This window comes from Bradyrhizobium manausense (assembly GCF_018130615.1).
GTDB lineage: Bacteria > Pseudomonadota > Alphaproteobacteria > Rhizobiales > Xanthobacteraceae > Bradyrhizobium > Bradyrhizobium manausense_A.
Genome location: NZ_JAFCKB010000013.1, coordinates 128842 through 147838, shown reverse-complemented (window position 1 = coordinate 147838; position 18997 = coordinate 128842). Strand labels below are relative to the sequence as shown.

17 protein-coding genes are annotated in these 18997 nt (G+C 63.9%); 7 read left to right on the top strand and 10 right to left on the bottom strand.

All coding sequences use genetic code 11. The features are described 5' to 3' along the window. Positions 1–178: 178 nt before the first annotated feature. Positions 179–2089 carry a flavin-containing monooxygenase gene (locus JQ587_RS23590; RefSeq protein WP_212426862.1) on the top strand — a complete coding sequence of 637 codons (1911 nt, stop codon included), beginning with the start codon at positions 179–181 and terminating at the stop codon, positions 2087–2089. An 11-nt stretch (positions 2090–2100) separates the two neighbouring features. Here the strand turns inward: JQ587_RS23590 and ald are convergent, their stop codons facing one another. After that, positions 2101–3216, bottom strand: a complete 1116-nt coding sequence (ald, locus tag JQ587_RS23585) for an alanine dehydrogenase (RefSeq protein ID WP_212300482.1) — start codon at positions 3214–3216, stop codon at positions 2101–2103. A 134-nt stretch (positions 3217–3350) separates the two neighbouring features. On the opposite strand from ald, the gene JQ587_RS23580 reads away from it, so the two are divergent. From JQ587_RS23580 to JQ587_RS23565, 4 genes are all read left to right on the top strand, one after another. Next, entirely contained in the window at positions 3351–3830 is a 480-nt protein-coding gene (locus JQ587_RS23580; RefSeq protein WP_212300481.1) for an Lrp/AsnC family transcriptional regulator, read from the top strand. A gap of 209 nt (positions 3831–4039) precedes the next feature. Then, positions 4040–5227, top strand: coding sequence for a cupin domain-containing protein (locus JQ587_RS23575; protein WP_212300480.1), 1188 nt, complete (start codon positions 4040–4042; stop codon positions 5225–5227). An 85-nt stretch (positions 5228–5312) separates the two neighbouring features. After that, the gene (locus JQ587_RS23570) at positions 5313–7670 is read left to right on the top strand and encodes an Orn/Lys/Arg family decarboxylase (protein ID WP_212426861.1); all 2358 of its coding nucleotides are present in this window, start codon (positions 5313–5315) and stop codon (positions 7668–7670) included. A 5-nt stretch (positions 7671–7675) separates the two neighbouring features. Next, on the top strand, positions 7676–8254 hold the full coding sequence (locus JQ587_RS23565; protein ID WP_212300478.1) for a GNAT family N-acetyltransferase: 579 nt from the start codon (positions 7676–7678) through the stop codon (positions 8252–8254). Between the two features lie 3 nt (positions 8255–8257). Here JQ587_RS23565 and JQ587_RS23560 read toward each other — a convergent pair whose 3' ends face one another. The 3 genes from JQ587_RS23560 to JQ587_RS23550 all read right to left on the bottom strand — a co-directional run bounded on the left by JQ587_RS23560 (position 8258) and on the right by JQ587_RS23550 (position 10208). After that, complete coding sequence (locus JQ587_RS23560) at positions 8258–8470, bottom strand: hypothetical protein (protein WP_212300477.1); 213 nt, start codon at positions 8468–8470, stop codon at positions 8258–8260. 120 nt (positions 8471–8590) lie between these two features. Then, the gene (locus JQ587_RS23555) at positions 8591–9040 is read right to left on the bottom strand and encodes a flagellar basal body rod protein FlgC (RefSeq protein WP_212300476.1); all 450 of its coding nucleotides are present in this window, start codon (positions 9038–9040) and stop codon (positions 8591–8593) included. A gap of 100 nt (positions 9041–9140) precedes the next feature. After that, on the bottom strand, positions 9141–10208 hold the full coding sequence (locus JQ587_RS23550; protein ID WP_212300475.1) for a hydroxyacid dehydrogenase: 1068 nt from the start codon (positions 10206–10208) through the stop codon (positions 9141–9143). A gap of 240 nt (positions 10209–10448) precedes the next feature. On the opposite strand from JQ587_RS23550, the gene JQ587_RS23545 reads away from it, so the two are divergent. Next, a complete protein-coding gene (locus tag JQ587_RS23545) occupies positions 10449–11015 on the top strand; it encodes a thiamine pyrophosphate-binding protein (protein ID WP_212300474.1) in 567 nt (188 codons plus the stop codon). 8 nt (positions 11016–11023) lie between these two features. Continuing rightward, complete coding sequence (locus JQ587_RS23540; protein WP_212300473.1) at positions 11024–11620, top strand: thiamine pyrophosphate-dependent enzyme; 597 nt, start codon at positions 11024–11026, stop codon at positions 11618–11620. Positions 11621–11698: 78 nt separating this feature from the next. On the opposite strand, the gene JQ587_RS23535 is transcribed toward JQ587_RS23540, so the two are convergent. The 6 genes from JQ587_RS23535 to JQ587_RS23510 form a co-directional block, all read right to left on the bottom strand. Further along, positions 11699–12082, bottom strand: a complete 384-nt coding sequence (locus tag JQ587_RS23535) for a DUF1236 domain-containing protein (RefSeq protein ID WP_212300472.1) — start codon at positions 12080–12082, stop codon at positions 11699–11701. 111 nt (positions 12083–12193) lie between these two features. Then, positions 12194–13081: a 2-hydroxy-3-oxopropionate reductase gene (locus JQ587_RS23530; RefSeq protein ID WP_212300471.1), complete on the bottom strand. Its 888-nt coding sequence runs from the start codon at positions 13079–13081 to the stop codon at positions 12194–12196. Between the two features lie 214 nt (positions 13082–13295). After that, entirely contained in the window at positions 13296–14081 is a 786-nt protein-coding gene (hyi, locus tag JQ587_RS23525; RefSeq protein ID WP_212300470.1) for a hydroxypyruvate isomerase, read from the bottom strand. Between the two features lie 11 nt (positions 14082–14092). Then, the gene (gcl, locus tag JQ587_RS23520) at positions 14093–15883 is read right to left on the bottom strand and encodes a glyoxylate carboligase (protein WP_212300469.1); all 1791 of its coding nucleotides are present in this window, start codon (positions 15881–15883) and stop codon (positions 14093–14095) included. 152 nt (positions 15884–16035) lie between these two features. Beyond that, positions 16036–17838 (bottom strand): adenine deaminase, encoded by a 1803-nt coding sequence (locus tag JQ587_RS23515; RefSeq protein WP_212426860.1) that lies wholly within the window; start codon positions 17836–17838, stop codon positions 16036–16038. 153 nt (positions 17839–17991) lie between these two features. After that, positions 17992–18831, bottom strand: a complete 840-nt coding sequence (locus tag JQ587_RS23510; protein WP_212300718.1) for an IclR family transcriptional regulator — start codon at positions 18829–18831, stop codon at positions 17992–17994. Positions 18832–18997 lie beyond the last annotated feature (166 nt).

The window sequence follows — 18997 nt, the reverse complement described above, 5'->3', positions numbered from 1 at the left end:
GTGGGACGGTCCCGGGGCAATAGTTTTCTTCTTCCGCCCTATTCGGGCACCGGAGGGCGGCCGTATGCCGGCCGCGTAGACGATCCAGGGCTCCTCGACTACCGTGCCATGCCGCAAGGCCTCCGTTCGCTCCCTCGAAGATCGAACGCATGGGATTGCCGGAGATCAGAAGAAGACGATGAACATCGCATCTCCCCACCAGCGGCTCGACCTTGCCTCCGCGATTGCGGAGGCCGACATCCGCTGCCTGCTCATGGTGCTGGTGCACATGACCGGCGACGCGCGCTGGCTCGAACCGCCCTACCTGCCCAAGCGCGACATTCGCCTCATCCCCGATCCCGAAGCCGGTGTGCCCCGCGGTATCCAGGACGAGATCCGGGCCGCGGTCGTCAAGCTGTTTGCCGACGGCACGCCCAAACCAGTCATCACCGATCCCGGCGAAGAGCTGCTCCTCAAGATGATGCGAGCCTGCCTTGGCGAGAACGTCGCGCCGGAATATGCGCCGCTGATGCGCGAGGAGATGGGCTTTGTGTCGCGCGAGGTGCGCTGGACAGTGCGTCCTGCGGACGACAAGCTCGCTGAGCAACACGTACTCATTGTCGGCGCCGGCGTCTGCGCCATCGCGCTTGCCGTCGCGCTCGGTCACCTCGGCATCCCCTACACGATCGTCGAGAAGAACGCCGAGCTCGGCGGCACCTGGTGGATCAACCGCTATCCCGGCTGCGGGGTCGACACGCCGAACCATTCCTATTCGTACTCGTTCGGCTCCGGCAACGCGTGGACGCGCTATTTCTGCCAACGCGAGGAGCTGCTCGGATATCTCCTGAAAGTTGCCGACGAACACGGTATTCGCAAGCATTTGCGTGTCGACACCGAACTCATGTCATCGCGCTGGGACGAGGGCAAGCGGCGCTGGATCTCCACGCTGAAGACGCAGGCGGGCGAAGAGATCTTCGAATCCACCGCGCTGGTGTCGGCCATCGGCCAGCTCAATGACCCCTCACGCGCACACTTCAAGGGTGAAGAAGACTTCAAAGGCACGATTCTGCATTCGGCCTTGTGGTCAGACGACATCAAGTTCGACGGCAAGCACGTCGCCGTGATCGGCACCGGTGCGACGTCGATGCAGCTGGTACCGGCAATCGCCGGTCGCGTTGCCTCCGTCACGGTCTATCAGCGTAGCGCGCAATGGGCGCGGCCGGTGCAGGGCTATGCGGATCCGATCAGCGAGGGCGCGCGCTGGCTGCTCGCACATTTGCCGTTCTATGTGCAGTGGTATCGCTTCAACATGTTCTGGCGTTATGGCGACGGACTACTTCCTTTCCTGCGCAAGGACCCGGCCTGGCCGCATCCCGAGCGCGCCGTCAACAAGGGCAATGACCGGCATCGCCAGGAGCTGACCGACTTCATCCTCACCGAGTTGAAGGACCGGCCCGACCTGATCGAAAAATGCGTGCCGACTTATCCGCCTTATGGCAAGCGCATCCTGCTCGACAACAACTGGTTCAAGACGCTGACGCGCGACAACGTCGAGCTCGTCACCGAGGCGATCGACCATTTTGACCAGAGCGGCATCGTCACCACCGACGGCAAGCACCGCCTCGCGGACGTCATCGTGGTCGCGACCGGTTTCAAGGTCACGGAGATGGCCGCCCGCCTCAACATCAGCGGACGCGACGGCAAGAATTTGCGCGCGGCCTGGGCCAACGATAATCCTACCGCGTTCCTCGGCCTCACTGTGCCCGATTTTCCCAACTTCTTCTGTATGCTCGGGCCGAATTCCGGCCCGGCGCATGGCGGCAGCGTCATCTTCCAATCGGAATGCCAGAGCCGCTACATCTCCGCTTGCCTCGTCAGCATGATCGAGCACGACGTCGCCGCCATCGACGTCCGCCGCGAGGTGCTCGACGATTACGTCCGCAAGGTCGACGCCGAGCACGAGGCGATGATCTGGACCCATCCGGGCATGAGCACCTACTACCGCAACGCCAGCGGCCGCGTGTTTTCAGCGATGCCGTGGCGGTTCGTGGACTATTGGCGCATGACGCACGATCCGGATCTGCGACAGTACAGGCTGACGAAAGCGTAGGGCTGACGATTCTACGCCGCCAACCCGCTCTCGACCGGCGCGAATTCCAGTCCGAGGCTCTCGGCCACCGCCTTGTTGGTGATGCGGCCGCGATGGACGTTCAGCCCGTTGCGCAGATGTGGATTCTCCAGCACTGCGGCAAAGCCCTTGTTGGCGAGCATCAGGCCGAATGGCAGCGTCGCATTGTTCAGCGCCTCGCTGGATGTCACCGGCACCGCGCCGGGCATGTTGGCCACGCAATAATGCACGACACGATCGATCTCATAGGTCGGCTCCGCATGCGTCGTCGCATGCGAGGTCTCAAAGCAGCCGCCCTGGTCGATCGCGACGTCGACCAGCACGGCTCCCGGCCGCATCGATTTGAGCATCGCGCGCGTGACGAGCTTCGGTGCGCTGGCGCCGGGCACCAGAACCGCGCCGATCACGACGTCAGCGGCAAACACCTCCTCCTCGACCGACTCGATGGTCGAGAAGCGCGTGCGAATGCGTCCGACGAAGAGATCGTCGAGTTCGCGCAGGCGCGGAAGCGAGCGGTCGATCACGGTAACCTCGGCGCCAAGGCCCGCGGCCATGCGCGCGGCCTGCGTTCCCACGACGCCGCCGCCGAGCACGACAACGCGTGCCGGCTGCACGCCTGGAACACCGCCCAGCAACAGTCCGCGACCACCAGCAGACCTCTTGAGCGCGGCGCCGGCGGCCTCGATGGCGAGGCGGCCGGCGACTTCGCTCATCGGCGCAAGCAGGGGGAGGTGGCCAGCCGCGTCGGTGACGGTTTCATAGGCAATCGCGGTGCAGCCGGACGCAAGCAGGCCCTTGGCCTGTTCGGGATCCGGCGCAAGATGGAGGTAAGTAAATAGGATCTGGCTTTCGCGGAGCTGGGCCCATTCGCTCTTCTGCGGCTCCTTCACCTTCACAATCATGTCGGACTTGGCGAAGATGTCGCGCGCGCTCGCCGCAATGGAGGCCCCTGCCCGCCCGTATACCTCGTCCGAGGCGCCGATGCCGTCGCCCGCGCCGGTTTCGACCATCACCTGATGCCCGGCCGCAACATATTCGCGGACGGCGCCCGGGGTGAGCCCGACGCGATATTCCTGGACCTTGATCTCCTTGGGCACACCGACGCGCATCCTGGGCTCCTTTTGATTCACTTGGGTGATCGTAGCGGCGCAGCCAGTTTGGTTTCGTGCAAATATCCGCTAGTTTCGCGCTCGTCGCGCCGGTTTCCGGCGCGGAAATGCCCTTTCACGCTGGAAACGAAACCTTGGCCCTCGACCGGAAAGATCTCGCCATTCTCGCGGAACTCACGACCAATGCGCGCGCCAGCCACACCGAGCTCGCCAACAAGGTCGGCCTCTCCAGCACGGCACTGGCGAGGCGACAAAAGGCGCTGGAGGATGACGGCTACATCCAGGCCTACCAGGCCGCGCTCGATCTGGCGCAGTTCGGCCTCACCACGACGGTGCTGGTGCGCATTGCGCTGGAGAGCCAGAGCGACGAGGCGCTGAAGGCGTTCGAGGCGGAGGTGGTGAAGTGCCCCTCCGTCGTGCGCTGCTTCCTGATGTCGGGCACCGACGACTACATCCTGATCGTGCTCGCCCGCGACATCCAGGATTTTGAGCGCATCCATCGCACCGAATTGTCGCGGCTGCCGCGCGTGGCGCGGGTACAATCAAGCTTCGCGCTGCGCGAAGTGGTCAACCGCGCGGTGCCGACAGTGGTGTTCGGCGAGGCGAAGCGGTAGCCGAGTCGGCGGCTCCGCGAGCCGAGCTGTCAAGCACACCGCTTCACCGGCGGTTTCATTCCACCATCAAAGAAAGTTGAACTGCCCTTTCAGCCGAACGGTTGAGGCACTTTGGACCTGTTCATCAGACCCAATTGATAGGCCGCGACGTGACCGCGATCCGTTTCACGCAACCAATTCATTCAACCTTCTGGCTCTTGGGGTTCTCGATGTTCAAATCCAGCCGCCGTCTCTTCATTCAATCCGTTGCATTCAGTGCCGGCGTCCTCGGCGCCGCCAAGTCTGCGCTCGCAGCGCCCGACGGACATGCCGCCGGCTACGACGTTGCACCCGCATCCGAGTTCCTGAAGACGATCCCGCGGAAGTCCGGAGATCCCGTGGTGTTCACGACTTCCCTCGACAAGGGACCTATCAAGGCCACATCCGGCGGCTGGGCGCGCGAGGTCACGACCCGCACCCTCCCGCTCGCAACCGGAATTGCCGGCGCGCATCTCTTCGTCAACGCCGGCGGCGCCCGGGAAATGCATTGGCATAATTCGGCCGAATGGGCCTATGTCGTCGACGGCCATTGCCAGGTGACGGTGGTCGATCCCGAGGGCCAGCTTGAAGTCGTCAATCTCGGTCCGGGCGATCTCTGGTTCTTCCCGAAGGGCCACAGCCACGCCATCCAGACGCTGGGGCCCGCGCCCTGCCACGCCATCCTCGCCTTCGACGACGGTCTCTACTCCGAGCACGGCACGTTCGGCATCAGCGACTGGATGAGCCGCTACGACGCGCCGACCTTATCGCAAGCGTTGGGCGTATCCACGGAGACCTTCAGCCCGAACCCGAAAGCCGAAACTTACATCATGCAGGGCGAGGTGCTTGCGCTCGACGGTCCACAGGCAAAGGTCGCTCGCGCGCTGGATCGCGACCGCACCCACCGGTTCGCGCTGATGGCGCAGAAACCGCGCGTAAGCACGGCGGGCGGGCAGCTCTACGTCGCCTCCGCCAAGGAGTTTCCGGTTTCGAGCACCATGACCGGAACGGTGCTCAAGCTCAAACCTGGCGCGATGCATGAGCCGCATTGGCACACCGACGCCAACGAGTGGCACTACGTGCTGAAGGGGCGCACCCGCGTGACCCTGTTCGCATTCGACAAGCGGGTCGCGGTCGCAGAGCTCTCGGCCGGAGAATGCGCCTACATTCCCGCCAATTGCGGACATTCCATCCAGAACATCGGCAAGGAGGACGCCGAGGTGATCGGTGTGCTCGACAGCGGCGCCTATCACGAAAGCAGCCTCGGCGACTGGCTGGCCAAGGCGCCGCGGCACCTGCTGGCCAACAATTTTGGTGTCCCAGAGGCCGCGGTGGCGAATTTCGGGCGGAAACGGATGGTCATCGCCAGCGCAAGCTGAGCGCTCCGTCAGGCACGACGTGCCGTCATAGAACTGTCATCGAATGTGCAGAGACCTGTCCGTCTCTGCATATTCGGGACACGCCATGGATTATTTCAAGCGCTTCAACTTCCTGTTCGCCGCACCTGTGTTCGACGCCGACGACCTCGAGGGCGTCCGCTTCAACCAGATCATCGAGGAGATCCAGCGCTCCGGCTTCGAGGTGGTCCGGGCTCGCAAGCTGGAGGACGCCGAAATCGCGGTGCAGACCGATGCGGCGATCGGTTGCATGGTGGTGGACTGGGGCAAGAAGGGGCTCGAGGGAAAGACCTCCGCGCTGATCAATCTGATGCGGCGCCGGGGTCTCGACTTCCCGATCATCCTGCTGATCCGGCGCAAGCGCTTCGAGGATTTGCCCGTCGAGGTGCTCGACTTCATCGACGGCTATGTCTTCCTGTCCGAGGAAACGCCGACCTTCATCGCCAAGAATTTGATCAGCCGGCTCAAGCAATATGCCGAGACGCTGAAGACGCCGTTCTTCGGTGCGCTGGTCGATTATGCCGAGGAAGGTAATCAGCTCTGGACCTGCCCGGGTCACAATGGCGGCGTATTCTACAACCGCAGCCCGATCGGCCGGGTCTTCGTCGAGCATCTCGGCGAATCCGTGTTCCGCGACGACCTCGACAATTCCGTGCTCGATCTCGGCGACCTCCTCACCCACGAGGGCCCGGCGCTGAAGGCGCAGAAGGAAGCCGCGCAGATCTTCGGCGCGGAAAAGACCTATTTCGTGCTGAACGGCACCTCGACCTCGAACAAGGTCGCGCTCGGCGCGCTCGTCACCGATGGCGACCTCGTGCTGTTCGACCGCAACAACCACAAGGCCGCCCATCATGGCGCGCTGATGATCAATGGCGGCATCCCGGTCTACGTGCCGACGATCCGCAATGCCTGGGGGCTGATCGGCCCGATGCGCTGGGACGTCCTCGACGAAAAGGCCCTGCGCGAGGCGATCCGTAACCATCCGCTGGTCACCGACAAGGACGCCCGGCGCAAGGAGCGGCCGTTCCGCGTCGCCGTGGTCGAGCAGTGCACCTATGACGGCACGATCCACAATGCCGAGATGATCCTGAAGCGCATCGGCCATCTCTGCGAGTACATCCTGTTCGATGAGGCCTGGGCCGGCTTCATGAAGTTCCACCCGCTCTATGCCGGCCGTTTCGCGATGGGGCTCGCCAATCTTCCGCCGGAAGCGCCGGGCATCATCGCGACGCAGTCCACCCACAAGCAACTCGCGAGCTTCTCGCAGGCATCCCAAATCCACATCAAGGACCGCCACATCCGCGGCCAGAAGCGACGCGTCGAGCACCGTCGCTTCAACGAGAGCTTCATGCAGCATGCCTCGACCTCTCCTTTCTATCCGTTGTTCGCCTCACTCGACGTTGGCGCACAGATGATGAAAGGCCGCTCTGGAGAAGTGCTGTGGGATGACACGATCCGGCTCGGCATCGAGTTGCGCAAGAAAATCCGCGCGATGCGCCGGGAATTCGAGGAGAAGGAACAGAACTCCGACCGCCGCTGGTTCTTCGAGCCCTTCGTTCCCGATCGCGTCGCCATCCCCGACGTCAGCCGCCCCGGCGCCGCGCACAATGTCGCTTGGGAGACGCTGTCGACCGACGAGCTCGCGACCCATCCGGCGCTCTGGCAGCTCGGGCCCGACAGCAACTGGCACGGCTTCCCCGGCATGGCCGAGGGCTTTGCCATGACGGATCCAAACAAGTTGACGCTGCTCACCCCCGGTTTCGACCGTGCCACCGGCAGCTACGCCGAGCACGGCATCCCTGCCCCGGTCGTCGCGCAATACTTACGCGAAAACCGAATCGTGCCCGAAAAGAACGACCTCAACTCCCTGCTCTTCCTGCTCACGCCGGGGGTGGAGGCGAGCAAGGCCGGCACGCTGATCTCGGGTCTCGTCGCCTTCAAGAGACTGCATGACGACAATGCGCTGCTCGCCGACGCCATCCCGGAATTCTATCAACGGCGGCAGGCGCGCTATGCCGGCGTGCGGCTGCGCGATCTCTGCGGCGAGATGCACCGCTTCTTCCGCGCCGCCGATGTCAGAGCACTCCAGGCCCGCCAGTTCATGCCCGAGCACATGCCTGAGATCGCGATGTCGCCGCGCGATGCCGCGCGCTTCCTGTTCAAGAACGACGTCGACTATCTGCCGATTGAGGCGATCGCCGGTCGCATCGCCACCACGCCCTTCGTGGTCTATCCACCAGGGATCGCCACCATCGTGCCGGGCGAGCGGCTGACAGAACGGGCCAAGCCCATGGTGGACTATCTCAAGATGTTCGAGACCTGCTTCAACACGTTCCCGGGCTTCGATGTGGAAATCCAGGGCGTCTACAAAGAGGTCGATGCACAGGGTCGCATCGGGCTCTACACCTACGTCGTTGCCGAGTAGCTCCGATGACCGAAACAGCGATTGCGCGCACCGATGACGAACCGGTCCTGGTCCGGTCGTCACGCGAGAGCGACATCGAGGCGATGCTGGCGATCTACCGCCATCACGTCCGCAATGGCGTGCCACGCGATGTCGAGGGAACTGGTGCACCGGAGCCCGACGATCTGCGCGACCGGCGCAAGAACTTGAAGCAAACCCGCCTGCCGCATCTGGTCGCGACCTATCGCGGCGAGGTCGTCGGCTATGCCTATGCAGTGCTGTTTCGCAAGCGCCCGGCCTATCGCTATACGGCCAAGCACTCGATTTACGTCCACCACGAGCATCTCAGCCGCGGCGTCGGACGGCTGCTACTCCAGGAGTTGATCGACGCCTGTGCGGCGGCCGGCTTCCGCCAGATAATCGGTTATATCGATGCCGACAACGCGCCCTCGCTGGCATTGCACGAGAAGTTTGGATTTTCGCGGGTCGGCCTGCTCTGCGGTGTCGCCTATCGGCACGGCCGCTGGTCGGATACCGCCATGGTGCAGCGTTCGCTCGGCGCCGGCGTCACCGCGCCGCCATTACTCACGGCACCCGGACGTTAAGCCTTAGGAGGGAAAGTCAGCCGGTCTGACCTGAATGCGGTCGGCATGCAGCGACCAGTGATGCAACGCCTGGTCCTGGCAAAACCTCGCCTTCGCCCGTTCCCTCGCTTCGTCCTCGTCGGCGGCGTCGATCTCAAGCGTGCTCTGGCAGATCTCGCTCTGCCGGCCGTACTGGCCGAGCACGTCCTTCATGAACCTGACGACATAAGTTGACATGGGACCTTCTCCTGCGCCGGCAGCACTCTAGTCCCATTTAGGCCTGACGAGGGAGGGAGATTTTGACGCGGATCAAAGCCCGGTGAGGTTCCCGCCGCCCATTCAGGCGGCGGCTCGCCTTCACGTCGTTATGTCGAGGAGCGACTTTTCCGTCTCGGAGTAAGCTTGAATGACCTTGGCGTTGGCGATGAAGCTGTACTTTGCGGTCGCCAATTCAGCGAATTCGCTGGCGAGATCGACGTTCGGCGCCGCGACAAGGCCGTCCTGGTTCGCGAAGGGAGCGGTTGGGTCGGATTGCGCGGAATAGCTCGGCGAGACTGTCGACACGGTCGCGATCGTACCACCTGGCGTCGTCCCGCCCGATTGGTCGACCTGATCGACCCGCAATGGCACGTAAGCCGCGGGAAACGTCGGAGCAATGCTCGAGCTGCCCGCAGCAGCCGATGTGCCCGATCCGCCCGACGCAGGTAGCGGGCCGGTCGTGCGAACATTGGCGATGTTGCTCGCGGCCACGTTCACGCGCAAACTCGCCGCAGAAAGTCCCGACGTCGCAATCGAATATATGCTCATGGGCCGTCATCTACAGGACAAGTGATACGCGTTCACTCACGTCATCGGTAAAATCCGCCGCTTTCTGTTTTCATCCTCGTAACCAGCGATCGGCGCGCGATCAGGGCTTCGCACGCCCCTCCCCCGGCGTGACGCCAAAAGCCTGCTTGAAGCGCTCGGCATAAACAGGCCAGACCTCGGGATTGATGATGCGCGGTGGCCGTTTGCCGTCGAGCGTCTCCAGCACCTGCTCAGCGGCGATGCGGCCCATGTTCTGGCGCGCCTCGATCGTGACGCCGGCGGTGTGCGGGCTCGCCAGCACGTTGTCGAATTGCAGCAGCGGATGCTCAGGCGGCGGCGGCTCCTTGGACCAGACATCGAGGCCCGCACCGGCGATGCGCTTGTCACGCAAGGCCTGGAGCAACGCGTCCTCATCGTGGATGAAGCCGCGCGCCGTGGTGATGAAGTAGGCGTGCGGCTGCATCAGGCCGAACTCGCGCACGCTGATCATGTTGCGGCTGCCCTTGTTGAGCGGGCAGGAGATCGAGACGAAATCAGAACGGCGCAGCAACTCGTCGAGCTCGACCTTCTCGCCGCCCCGCTCGGCCATCACCTCGGCTATGAGGTAGGGATCGTAGGCCAGCACCTTCATGCCGAGCAGGCCCTTGCACAGCGCGGCGATGCGGCGGCCGACATTGCCGAGCCCAACGATGCCGACGGTCTTGTGCTCGACCTCGTTACCGACGAGCTCGTTGCGGTTGACGTTGGGCTCACGGCGCAGGCGGCGGTCAGACTGGATGATGCGCTTGGACAGCGTCAGCATCATCGCGAGAGCGTGCTCAGCGACGGAATGGGCATTACCGCCGGACTGGTTGACGACCAGCACGCCCGCATCGGTGCAGGCCTCGACGTCGACGGGGTCGAAGCCTGCGCCGTTGCTGGAGACCAGCAGCAGGTTCGGCGTGCACTTCAGGAAGGCTGCATCGACATGGAAATGCGGTGCCAGCTCGTCGCGGGCGGCGCCGATCTGGTAGACATGGGCTGCGCTCAGGATCGGCGCGTAGAAATCCTCGGGACTCTCGTTCTCGATGCGGTCGAGCCGGACGTCGGGCCGCGCCTTCAGGATATCGATATAGATCGGATTGGCCAGGTACTTGACGTAGAAGACGCGCTTGCTGTTGACCGACATCAGGACCCTTCCGGCTCTCTCGCGGAGGCCCGCAAGGTCAGCGCAATGCGCGCTCCACACCTAGCGTCCCTCCCGTTTCTCGTTATCCCGCTTATGACATGGCGGTGCCGGCCACGGCAGGCCGTCTGGCGCAGATCACGGCACCGGCCGGGACATGTTGACAATCCCGCCCGCTCCGTCAAGTTCGGCAGACTGCCGCGACGGACAAAGAAGAAGCATGCGCGGCAAAGGGAGAACGCGATGGCGATTGCGGAACAGCAGACCTCGTCCCAGGCGGGACCGGGGTCGGGCGACAGAAGCTGGCATAGCATCGTACTGCAAACCCTGAAGCGGAACGAGATCAGCCTCATCCCTTACGTGCCTGACCGCGTGCTCACGCCGCTGATCAAGAGCTTGCACGCAGATCCCTTCTTCACGACTTTTGCAACCGCCCGCGAGGAAGAAGCTGTCGGCATCGTCTCGGGCGCCTGGATGGGCGGACGACGCGGCGCAGTGCTGATGCAGACTTCCGGCTTTGCAACGCTCGCCAACACGCTCGCCTCGCTCGCGGTGCCGTATCAGATCCCGCTGATCATGTTCGTCTCCGAACGCGGCACGCTCGGCGAGTTCAACTATGGCCAGTCGCTGGTCTGCCGCACCATGCGCCCGGTGCTGGATTCGCTCGCGATCGAGCATCACACCATCACCCGGCTCGACGAACTCGAATTCATCACCGACCGCTCGATCAAGCAGGCCGTCACGACGCAGGCGCCGGTGGCGCTGATCCTCAATCCGCTGCTCACGGGCGGCAAGGTCTTCGACAAGTGAGCCCCGCCATGAGTGCCCGTAACACCAAGGTCATGAACCGGTTCGATGTCACCTCGCGCCTGATCGCCAGGCTCAAGCGCGAGGAAGCGGTGATCGGCGGCATCGGCAACACCAATTTCGATCTCTGGGCCGCCGGCCACCGCCCGCAGAACTTTTACATGCTCGGCAGCATGGGCCTGGCCTTCCCGATCGCGCTCGGCGTCGCCCTGGCGCAGCCCGACCGCCGCGTCTTCGCGCTGGAGGGCGACGGCTCGCTGCTGATGCAGCTCGGCGCACTCTCGACGATTGCGGCGTTGAAGCCGAAGAACCTCATCATGATCGTGATGGACAACGGCATCTACCAGATTACCGGCGCTCAGCCGACGCCGGCATCTGGCGTCGCCGATCTGGTCGCGATTGCCTTGGGCTCGGGACTCTCCAACAGCGCCTGGGCTGCGGACGAGGAGGATTTCGAGCGGCTGGTCGACCAAGCCATGGCAGCGGACGAGCCCAGCCTGATCGCGCTGCGCATCGACGACAAGCCCGGGGTCGGCACCACGCGCCGGGATCCGGTGCAGATCCGCGAGCGCTTCATGCACGGCCTCGGCGTGCGCGAGCCGCTCTGAACTCCGTCACTGACGACAATGGCCCCGCAGAGAGTCGCTCCGCGAGGCCATTTATTTCCGGTCGCTTTCGTGCGCCGATCAGTCGATGATCTTCACGACGCGGCGCGTGCGCGGCTCGACGATCACGCGACGATCGTTCACGACCGCATAGCGGTACTCAGTGTAGTTCGGTACAGGCCGGAGCACCACTGTCGGAGGCAGCGGCTCGCCGACGACGACGCGCTCATGGATCACGACGGAATCATCGCGCGGGATCCCACCCAGAATAGCGTTCGGAATCTCCAGTCCGGCGCCGACGGCTGCACCGACCGTGCCGCCGACCATCGCGCCAACAGGACCACCGATGTCGCCGCCCGCACGCGCGCCGTTCCGCGCCCCCTCTTCGGTTGTCGACTGGGCAAAGGCCGCGCTCGACGCCAGCAGCGACGCCGCAGCGAACGAAATCACAAGACGAGTCTTCATATCCACACTCTCCAGTGTTGTTATGCGCCATCAACCGCGGAGCGGGAGCATTGTTCCGGTTCCGCATGATGAAACGCATATCAACACTGGGGACTGTTACCGCGTAACAGTTCAGGCCGCGGCGATCTCGTGGTCGGCCATCAGTTCCAGCGCACGCACCATCGCCGAATGATCCCAGCCTTTGCCGCCATGCGCAGTGCAGGACGAGAACAATTGCTGCGCCACCGCCGTACTCGGCAGCGACAGGCCGAGCGAACGCGCACCTTCGAGCGCGAGGTTGAGATCCTTCTGGTGCAGCTCGATGCGGAAACCGGGATCGAAATTGCGCTTCACCATGCGCTCGCCATGCACTTCGAGGATCCGCGACGAGGCAAAGCCGCCCATCAGCGCCTTGCGCACCAGCGCTGGATCGGCACCCGCTTTGGAAGCGAACAACAGCGCCTCGCTCACCGCCTCGATCGTCAGCGCGACGATGATCTGGTTGGCGACTTTCGTCGTCTGACCGTCGCCATTGGCGCCGACATGGGTGATGTTCTTGCCCATCCTGTCGAAGATCGGCTTCATGGTGTTGAAGGCCCGCTCGGGACCGCCGACCATGATGGTGAGGCTCGCCGCCTTGGCGCCGACCTCGCCACCCGACACCGGCGCATCGAGATAGTCCGCGCCCAGCGCCTCGATCTTCTTCGCAAATTCTTTCGTCGCCAACGGCGAGATCGAGCTCATGTCGATCACGATCTTGCCTTTGGAGATACCGCCCGCAACGCCGTCCTTTCCGAACAGCACGGCCTCCACATGAGGCGTATCCGGCACCATGATGATGACGGCGTCCGCCTCCTCCGCGACCTCCTTGGCCGACTTGCAGGCGACCCCGCCCGCCGCGACCAGCTCCGGCGGGACCGGCGCGACGTCATGAAGGAGAGCGCGATGGCCTGCAGCCAGAAGGTGGCCGGCCATCGGCCGTCCCATGGTGCCAAGTCCGATGAAGCCGATGTCGATCATGTCTGATTTTCTCTCACTTGCGTTGGCGAAGTTTCATCCACGCGCTCGGCGCGCCTCTCCCGCTTGCGGGAGAGGTCGGTGCGAAGCACCGGGTGAGGGCTTCATCCGTCCAGGGATTTTCACCGCATCTCCCGAATCCTGTCGCGGAGACACCCTCTCCCCAACCCCTCTCCGCAAGCGGGAGAGGGAGCGCGCCGTCGTCGTGGCTGATTTCTCAGGTCTCAAAAGTCTGCGCGGCGTGCCAGGACAGGCCTTCCAGCGTCGTGGTCCGCGGCTTGTATTCGCAGCCGATCCAGCCGCGATAGCCGATCGCATCGAGATGGCGGAACAGGAACGGATAGTTGATCTCACCCGTACCCGGCTCGTGGCGGCCGGGATTGTCGGCGAGCTGGATGTGCGCGATCTGCGGCAGATATTCCTGCATAGTGCGGGCGAGATCGCCCTCCATGATCTGCATGTGATAGATGTCGTACTGGACGAACAGATTGTTGGAGCGCACCTCGGAGATCAGTTGCACCGCCTGCTCGGTGCCGTTGAGGAAGAAGCCGGGAATGTCGAGCGTGTTGATCGGCTCGACCAGCAGCTTGATGTTCTCGCGCGCCAGCGTCGAGGCCGCGAAGCGCAGGTTTCCAACCAGCGTCTCCTGCAGTTCCCGCGGATCGGCATCAACAGGCGCGATGCCGACGAGGCAATTGAGCTGCTCGCAATCGAGCGCCTTGGCATAGGCGATGGCGCGGAACACTCCGTCGCGGAATTCGTCTGTGCGATCGGGCAGGATCGCGATGCCGCGCTCGCCGCCGGCCCAGTTTCCGGCCGGCAGATTATGCAGCACCTGCTTCAGGCCGTGGGCCTCCAGCTGCTCCCGCAACTGCGCCTTGTCGAAATCATAGGGAAAGAGATATTCGACCCCGGCAAAGCCCGCCGCCTTCGCCGCAGCGAAGCGGTCGATGAACGGCATCTCGTTGAAGAGCATGGTGAGATTGGCGGCGAATTTCGGCATGATGTGGTCCCCTATTCTGCCGGCTGCAACACGCCGGGCCGCGCGGTTCCGACCTCGTCGAGCGGCAGGTCCAGCACCTCCTCGAACTCGACGATGTTGTCGATCTCCGTGCCCATCGCGATGTTGGTGACGCGCTCGAGGATAAACTCGACCACCACGGGCACGCGGTGCTTCTTCATCAATTCGCGCGCCGTCGCGAATGCAGCCTGGGTATCCTTCGGATCGGTGACGCGGATCGCCTTGCAGCCGAGGCCTTCGGCGACCGCGACATGGTCGACGCCGTAGACGCCGATCTCCGGCGCGTTGATGTTCTCGAATGAGAGCTGGACGTGATAGTCCATATCGAAACCGCGCTGGGCCTGACGGATCAGGCCAAGATAGGAATTGTTCACGACGACGTGGATGTAGGGCAGATTGAACTGCGCCCCGACTGCGAGCTCCTCGATCAGGAACTGGAAGTCGTAGTCGCCGGAGAGCGCAACGATGTCACGATCCGGGCACGCGGCGCGCACGCCCAGCGCCGCCGGCAGCGTCCAGCCAAGCGGGCCCGCCTGCCCGGCATTGATCCAGTTACGCGGCTTGTAGACGCCGAGAAACTGAGCGCCGGCGATCTGGGACAAGCCAATCACGGTGACGTAGGTGGTGTCGCGGCCGAACGCCTTGTTCATCTCCTCATAGACACGCTGCGGCTTGATCGGAACGTTGTCGAAATGGCTCTTGCGCAACATGGTCTTCTTGCGGTCGCGGCAGGCCGCGGGCCACGCCTGGCGCTCGCGGAGCCTGCCTGACCGGCGCCACTCCCTGGCGACGGAGACGAAGAGCTCGAGCGCGGCCTTGGCGTCCGAGACGATGCCGAGATCGGGATTGAACACGCGCCCGATCTGGGTCGGTTCGATATCGACATGCACAAAGGTGCGGCCCTTGGTGTAGGTCTCGACCGAGCCCGTGTGACGGTTAGCCCAGCGATTGCCGATGCCGAGCACGAAGTCGGATTCGAGCAGCGTCGCGTTGCCATAGCGGTGGCTGGTCTGCAGGCCAACCATGCCGGCCATCAGGACGTGATCGTCGGGGATCGCGCCCCATCCCATCAGCGTCGGGACGACCGGCACGTTGGCGATCTCGGCGAACTCGACCAGCAGGTCCGAAGCATCGGCATTGATGATGCCGCCGCCCGCGACGATCAGCGGCCGCTCCGCGGCGTTGAGCATCTCCAGCGCCTTCTCGACCTGCTTGCGCGTCGCGGTTGGCTTGTAGACCGGCAGCGGCTCATAGGTCTCGTCGTCGAACTCGATCTCGGCGAGCTGCACGTCAAGCGGCATGTCGATCAATACCGGTCCGGGCCGGCCCGAGCGCATCACATGAAAGGCCTGGCTGAACACGCGTGGCACCAGCGCCGGCTCACGCACCGTCACCGCCCATTTGGTCACGGGCTTTGCAATCGACTCGATGTCGACAGCCTGGAAATCCTCCTTGTAAAGCCGCGCCCGCGGCGCCTGCCCGGTGATGCAGAGGATCGGAATGGAATCGGCGATTGCCGAATAGAGCCCGGTGATCATGTCGGTGCCGGCCGGCCCCGAGGTGCCGATGCAGACGCCGATATTGCCGGCCCTGGCCCGCGTATAGCCCTCGGCCATGTGCGAGGCACCCTCGACATGGCGCGCCAGGATGTGACGGATCGAGCCGCGCTTCTTCAGCGCCGAGTAAAGCGGATTGATCGCCGCGCCGGGAACACCGAAGGCCGTCGAGATGCCTTCCTTCTCCAGGATACGCACGGCTGCATCGACAGCTCGCATCTTCGCCATATCGGACCTCGCTTGGTTAAATCAGCGAGCGAGATCATCGGGTGCGCAGAGACCGATCTCAACGAAGCAGATTTTATTTTCCACGATGCGGCAACTGTTGAAAAACCGTGGTCGTCTCAATCGGTTAGATCGCGGAAAACGTGAAAGCCGCCTCACTCGAACAGCGGCGCCAGCTCCATCTGCGGGACCAGCACGAGGCCCTTGTCGGTGATGCGAATTTCCGGAATGACCGATAGCGGAATCAAATTGAAACCCATGTAGGGGATGGTGCAGCCGGCCTCGGCCCATTCCTTCTTCAGCGCCCTGACCTCCTCGGCCACCTCGGTGACGCGCTTGTCGGAGAGCAGGCCTGCGATGGGCAGCGGGACCAGCGCCCTCACCTTGCCGTCTGCGACGACGCAGACGCCCCCCTGCTGCTCCTTGATCGCCGAGATCGCGACCAGCATATCCGGCTCATTGGTTCCGGCGACGATGATGTTGTGGCTATCATGCCCGACGCTGGAGGCGACCGCGCCCCGCTTCAGGCCAAAATCCTTGAGCAGGCCATGGGCAACGTTGCCGGCCGACTTGCCGTGGCGCTCGACCACCGCGACAAAGCAGAGGCCGTAACGCTCAAACAACGATGGCCAATCCTTTGCCGGCTCGATCCTGACCTTCTCATGGATCAGCGTGATGCCGGGCAGCGCGGTCTTGATCGCGTTGACGGTGCAGGCTTTCGCCGGCAACTCCGGTGTCAGCTTCATCGTCTCCGGCAGCTTCACGGTCACGTAAGCCGCCTTGGGATATTGGTAGCGCTGTGACAATGCCTGATCGAGAAGCGGCGTGATCTTGCCGTGCTCGACCACGAGCTCGCCGCCATACCAGGTGCATTGCGGCTTGAGCTGATCGTCCATCAGCACGAGATCGGCGCGGCGGCCGCCGCCGAGACCGCCGATATCGCCTTCCATGCCGAAGCGCGTGGCGCCATGCAGCGAGCCCATCGACCAGGCCTGCTCCGGCGACATGCCCGCCTTCACGGCTTCGCGCACCACCCAGTCGAGGCCGAACAACAGCAGATCGTCGGCATCGCGATCATCAGTGCACACCGCGGTGCGCTTGTGCGACGCACCGAGCTCGGTGATCGTCCGGATCGCCTGCGGCAGCGAATGCCAGGGCGTGGTCGGCGGCCCGCCACGCAGGAAGATCCAGACCCCGGCATCGAGCAGATCGTCGGCGATGTCGCGGTCGATCGCTTCATGGGTATCGGTGACGCCGCTCGCCGCATAGGCTGCGACGAATTCGCGACCATAGACATGACCGGAGACCGGCCGCCCCCGCTTCAAGGCCGCGGCGAGGATCGCATGGCTGCGCTCGTCGCCCATCGTGACAGGCACGAAGTCCATCTTCTCGCCGAGCGCGACGGCTTCGGGCCAGCGGTCGAACAGGCCGGCGATCTTGTCGGGCGTGAGATCGCCGCCGGCCGTCTCCAGCTCGGCCGAGGTCGCCGGTACCGTGCTCGGCACAGTCAAGAAGATCGAGAGCGGCGCCTCGCGCGCATCCTCCAACATCGCCTCGACACCGGCGACGTCCATGACATTGCCGATCTCGTGGCTGTCGCAGAAGATCGTGGTGGTGCCATTGAGCAGCGCGGCCTCGGCATAGGCGCAGGCCGTCACCATCGAGGATTCGATGTGGATGTGCGGATCGACCAGTCCCGGCGCGACGATGCCGCCGGCGGCGTCGTACACAGGCGCGTCGCGCCACGCCTTTTTCGCCGCGCCAGCCGGCTTCACCGCGGCGATGCGGCCGCCCGTGATCCAGACTTCCCGTCCCGGATGGATCCGCTCTGAATAGGTCGAGAGCACCCGCGCGCCTGATATGACGAGGTCGGGCGCAACGCGTGCCGAGGCGACATCGGCAAGACGGCGCGTGATTGCGTGGAGTGGCGCGACGGCAAAACGGGTGAGCTTGGTCATCAGAACCCTCGCGTGGCGTTACGACCCAACGATGGTTACGCTCTACGCCAAAGCGGGCAAGCTCAAATATAGCGGCACGCCTGCTTAGACCTTAGGCGCCATACCGCCCACCGTTCCCGATCTTGCAGATCTGCACGAGTTCCGTCTTCTGGCTCAATCCTGTTTCACTGCCGGCGTCACACCGCCGAGCGCGGCCGTGAGTTCCGCGGCCACCTCCCGCACAATGCGGCCGACCTCCGGCAATCGCTCATCTGTGATGCGGCTGGTCATGCCGGATACGGAAATCGCGGCAAGCGGCTCGGCGAGCGCGTTGTAGACCACCGCGGCCACGCAGCGCAGGCCCATCTGCGCCTCCTCGTCGTCGATCGCAAAGCCCTGCTTGCGGACCTCCGCCAGCTCCCTGAACAGGTCGCCCGGCCGCACGATGGATTTTTCCGTCAACCTGGGCATGCCGTGATGGCGGATGACGGCGCCGACATCCTCGTCGGAATAGGTCGCAAGCACGGCCTTGCCGACGCCTGAGGTCACCATCGCGACGCGGCCGCCGACCTTGGTCAGCGAGCGCATGATCTCGCGGCTCTCCATGCGGGTCAGCACAATAATGAACTCGTCGTCGACGACCGCGAGATTGGCCGTCTCGCGGGTGAGATCGCGCAGCTTGCGCAAATAGGGAATCGCCTGTGCGGTAAAATTGCGCCGCCGCGCAAAGCTCGCGCCCACGGTAAAGCTGCGCACGCCAACATGCCATTTGGATTCGGCACGGTCGAACTGCACGAAGCGGCGGCTTTCCAGCGTCGCCAGCAGGCGGTGCACGGTCGAGGCTGAGAGGCCAGTGCGGACGGCGAGGTCGCTGAGGCGATAGCCTTCGTCGTCCTCGGCCAGCGTCTCGAGGATCGACAGCGCGCGGTCGACCGACTGCACGCCGCCGTCGCGGTCGGCCTCCGATGCCGATCGTGGTTCGAGCGATTTGCGCCTGATCACGTTCTTGCCCATCGCGACCTGCATTCGTTCCTATTCCCTCTCCCCGCTTGCGGGGCCGAGACGAGCTTCGCTCGCTCTATGAGGGTCAGGGTGAGGGAGAGCCTCCGGCAGAACTATTACAGTCGGACTTGCGGAAGCTGCCCCTCACCCGAATTCGATCTGCGATCGAATTCGGCCT

Excerpts from the sequence above, each read along its gene's own strand:
- JQ587_RS23510 (WP_212300718.1), bottom strand. The coding sequence starts at position 18,831 with ATGGGCAAGAACGTGATCAGGCGCAAATCGCTCGAACCACGATCGGCA.
- JQ587_RS23565 (WP_212300478.1), top strand. The coding sequence starts at position 7,676 with ATGACCGAAACAGCGATTGCGCGCACCGATGACGAACCGGTCCTGGTC.
- ald (WP_212300482.1), bottom strand. The coding sequence starts at position 3,216 with ATGCGCGTCGGTGTGCCCAAGGAGATCAAGGTCCAGGAATATCGCGTC.
- JQ587_RS23530 (WP_212300471.1), bottom strand. The coding sequence starts at position 13,081 with ATGATCGACATCGGCTTCATCGGACTTGGCACCATGGGACGGCCGATG.
- JQ587_RS23515 (WP_212426860.1), bottom strand. The coding sequence starts at position 17,838 with ATGACCAAGCTCACCCGTTTTGCCGTCGCGCCACTCCACGCAATCACG.
- JQ587_RS23540 (WP_212300473.1), top strand. The coding sequence starts at position 11,024 with ATGAGTGCCCGTAACACCAAGGTCATGAACCGGTTCGATGTCACCTCG.
- hyi (WP_212300470.1), bottom strand. The coding sequence starts at position 14,081 with ATGCCGAAATTCGCCGCCAATCTCACCATGCTCTTCAACGAGATGCCG.
- gcl (WP_212300469.1), bottom strand. The coding sequence starts at position 15,883 with ATGGCGAAGATGCGAGCTGTCGATGCAGCCGTGCGTATCCTGGAGAAG.
- JQ587_RS23560 (WP_212300477.1), bottom strand. The coding sequence starts at position 8,470 with ATGTCAACTTATGTCGTCAGGTTCATGAAGGACGTGCTCGGCCAGTAC.
- JQ587_RS23555 (WP_212300476.1), bottom strand. The coding sequence starts at position 9,040 with ATGAGCATATATTCGATTGCGACGTCGGGACTTTCTGCGGCGAGTTTG.
- JQ587_RS23550 (WP_212300475.1), bottom strand. The coding sequence starts at position 10,208 with ATGTCGGTCAACAGCAAGCGCGTCTTCTACGTCAAGTACCTGGCCAAT.
- JQ587_RS23545 (WP_212300474.1), top strand. The coding sequence starts at position 10,449 with ATGGCGATTGCGGAACAGCAGACCTCGTCCCAGGCGGGACCGGGGTCG.
- JQ587_RS23570 (WP_212426861.1), top strand. The coding sequence starts at position 5,313 with ATGGATTATTTCAAGCGCTTCAACTTCCTGTTCGCCGCACCTGTGTTC.
- JQ587_RS23575 (WP_212300480.1), top strand. The coding sequence starts at position 4,040 with ATGTTCAAATCCAGCCGCCGTCTCTTCATTCAATCCGTTGCATTCAGT.
- JQ587_RS23535 (WP_212300472.1), bottom strand. The coding sequence starts at position 12,082 with ATGAAGACTCGTCTTGTGATTTCGTTCGCTGCGGCGTCGCTGCTGGCG.
- JQ587_RS23590 (WP_212426862.1), top strand. The coding sequence starts at position 179 with ATGAACATCGCATCTCCCCACCAGCGGCTCGACCTTGCCTCCGCGATT.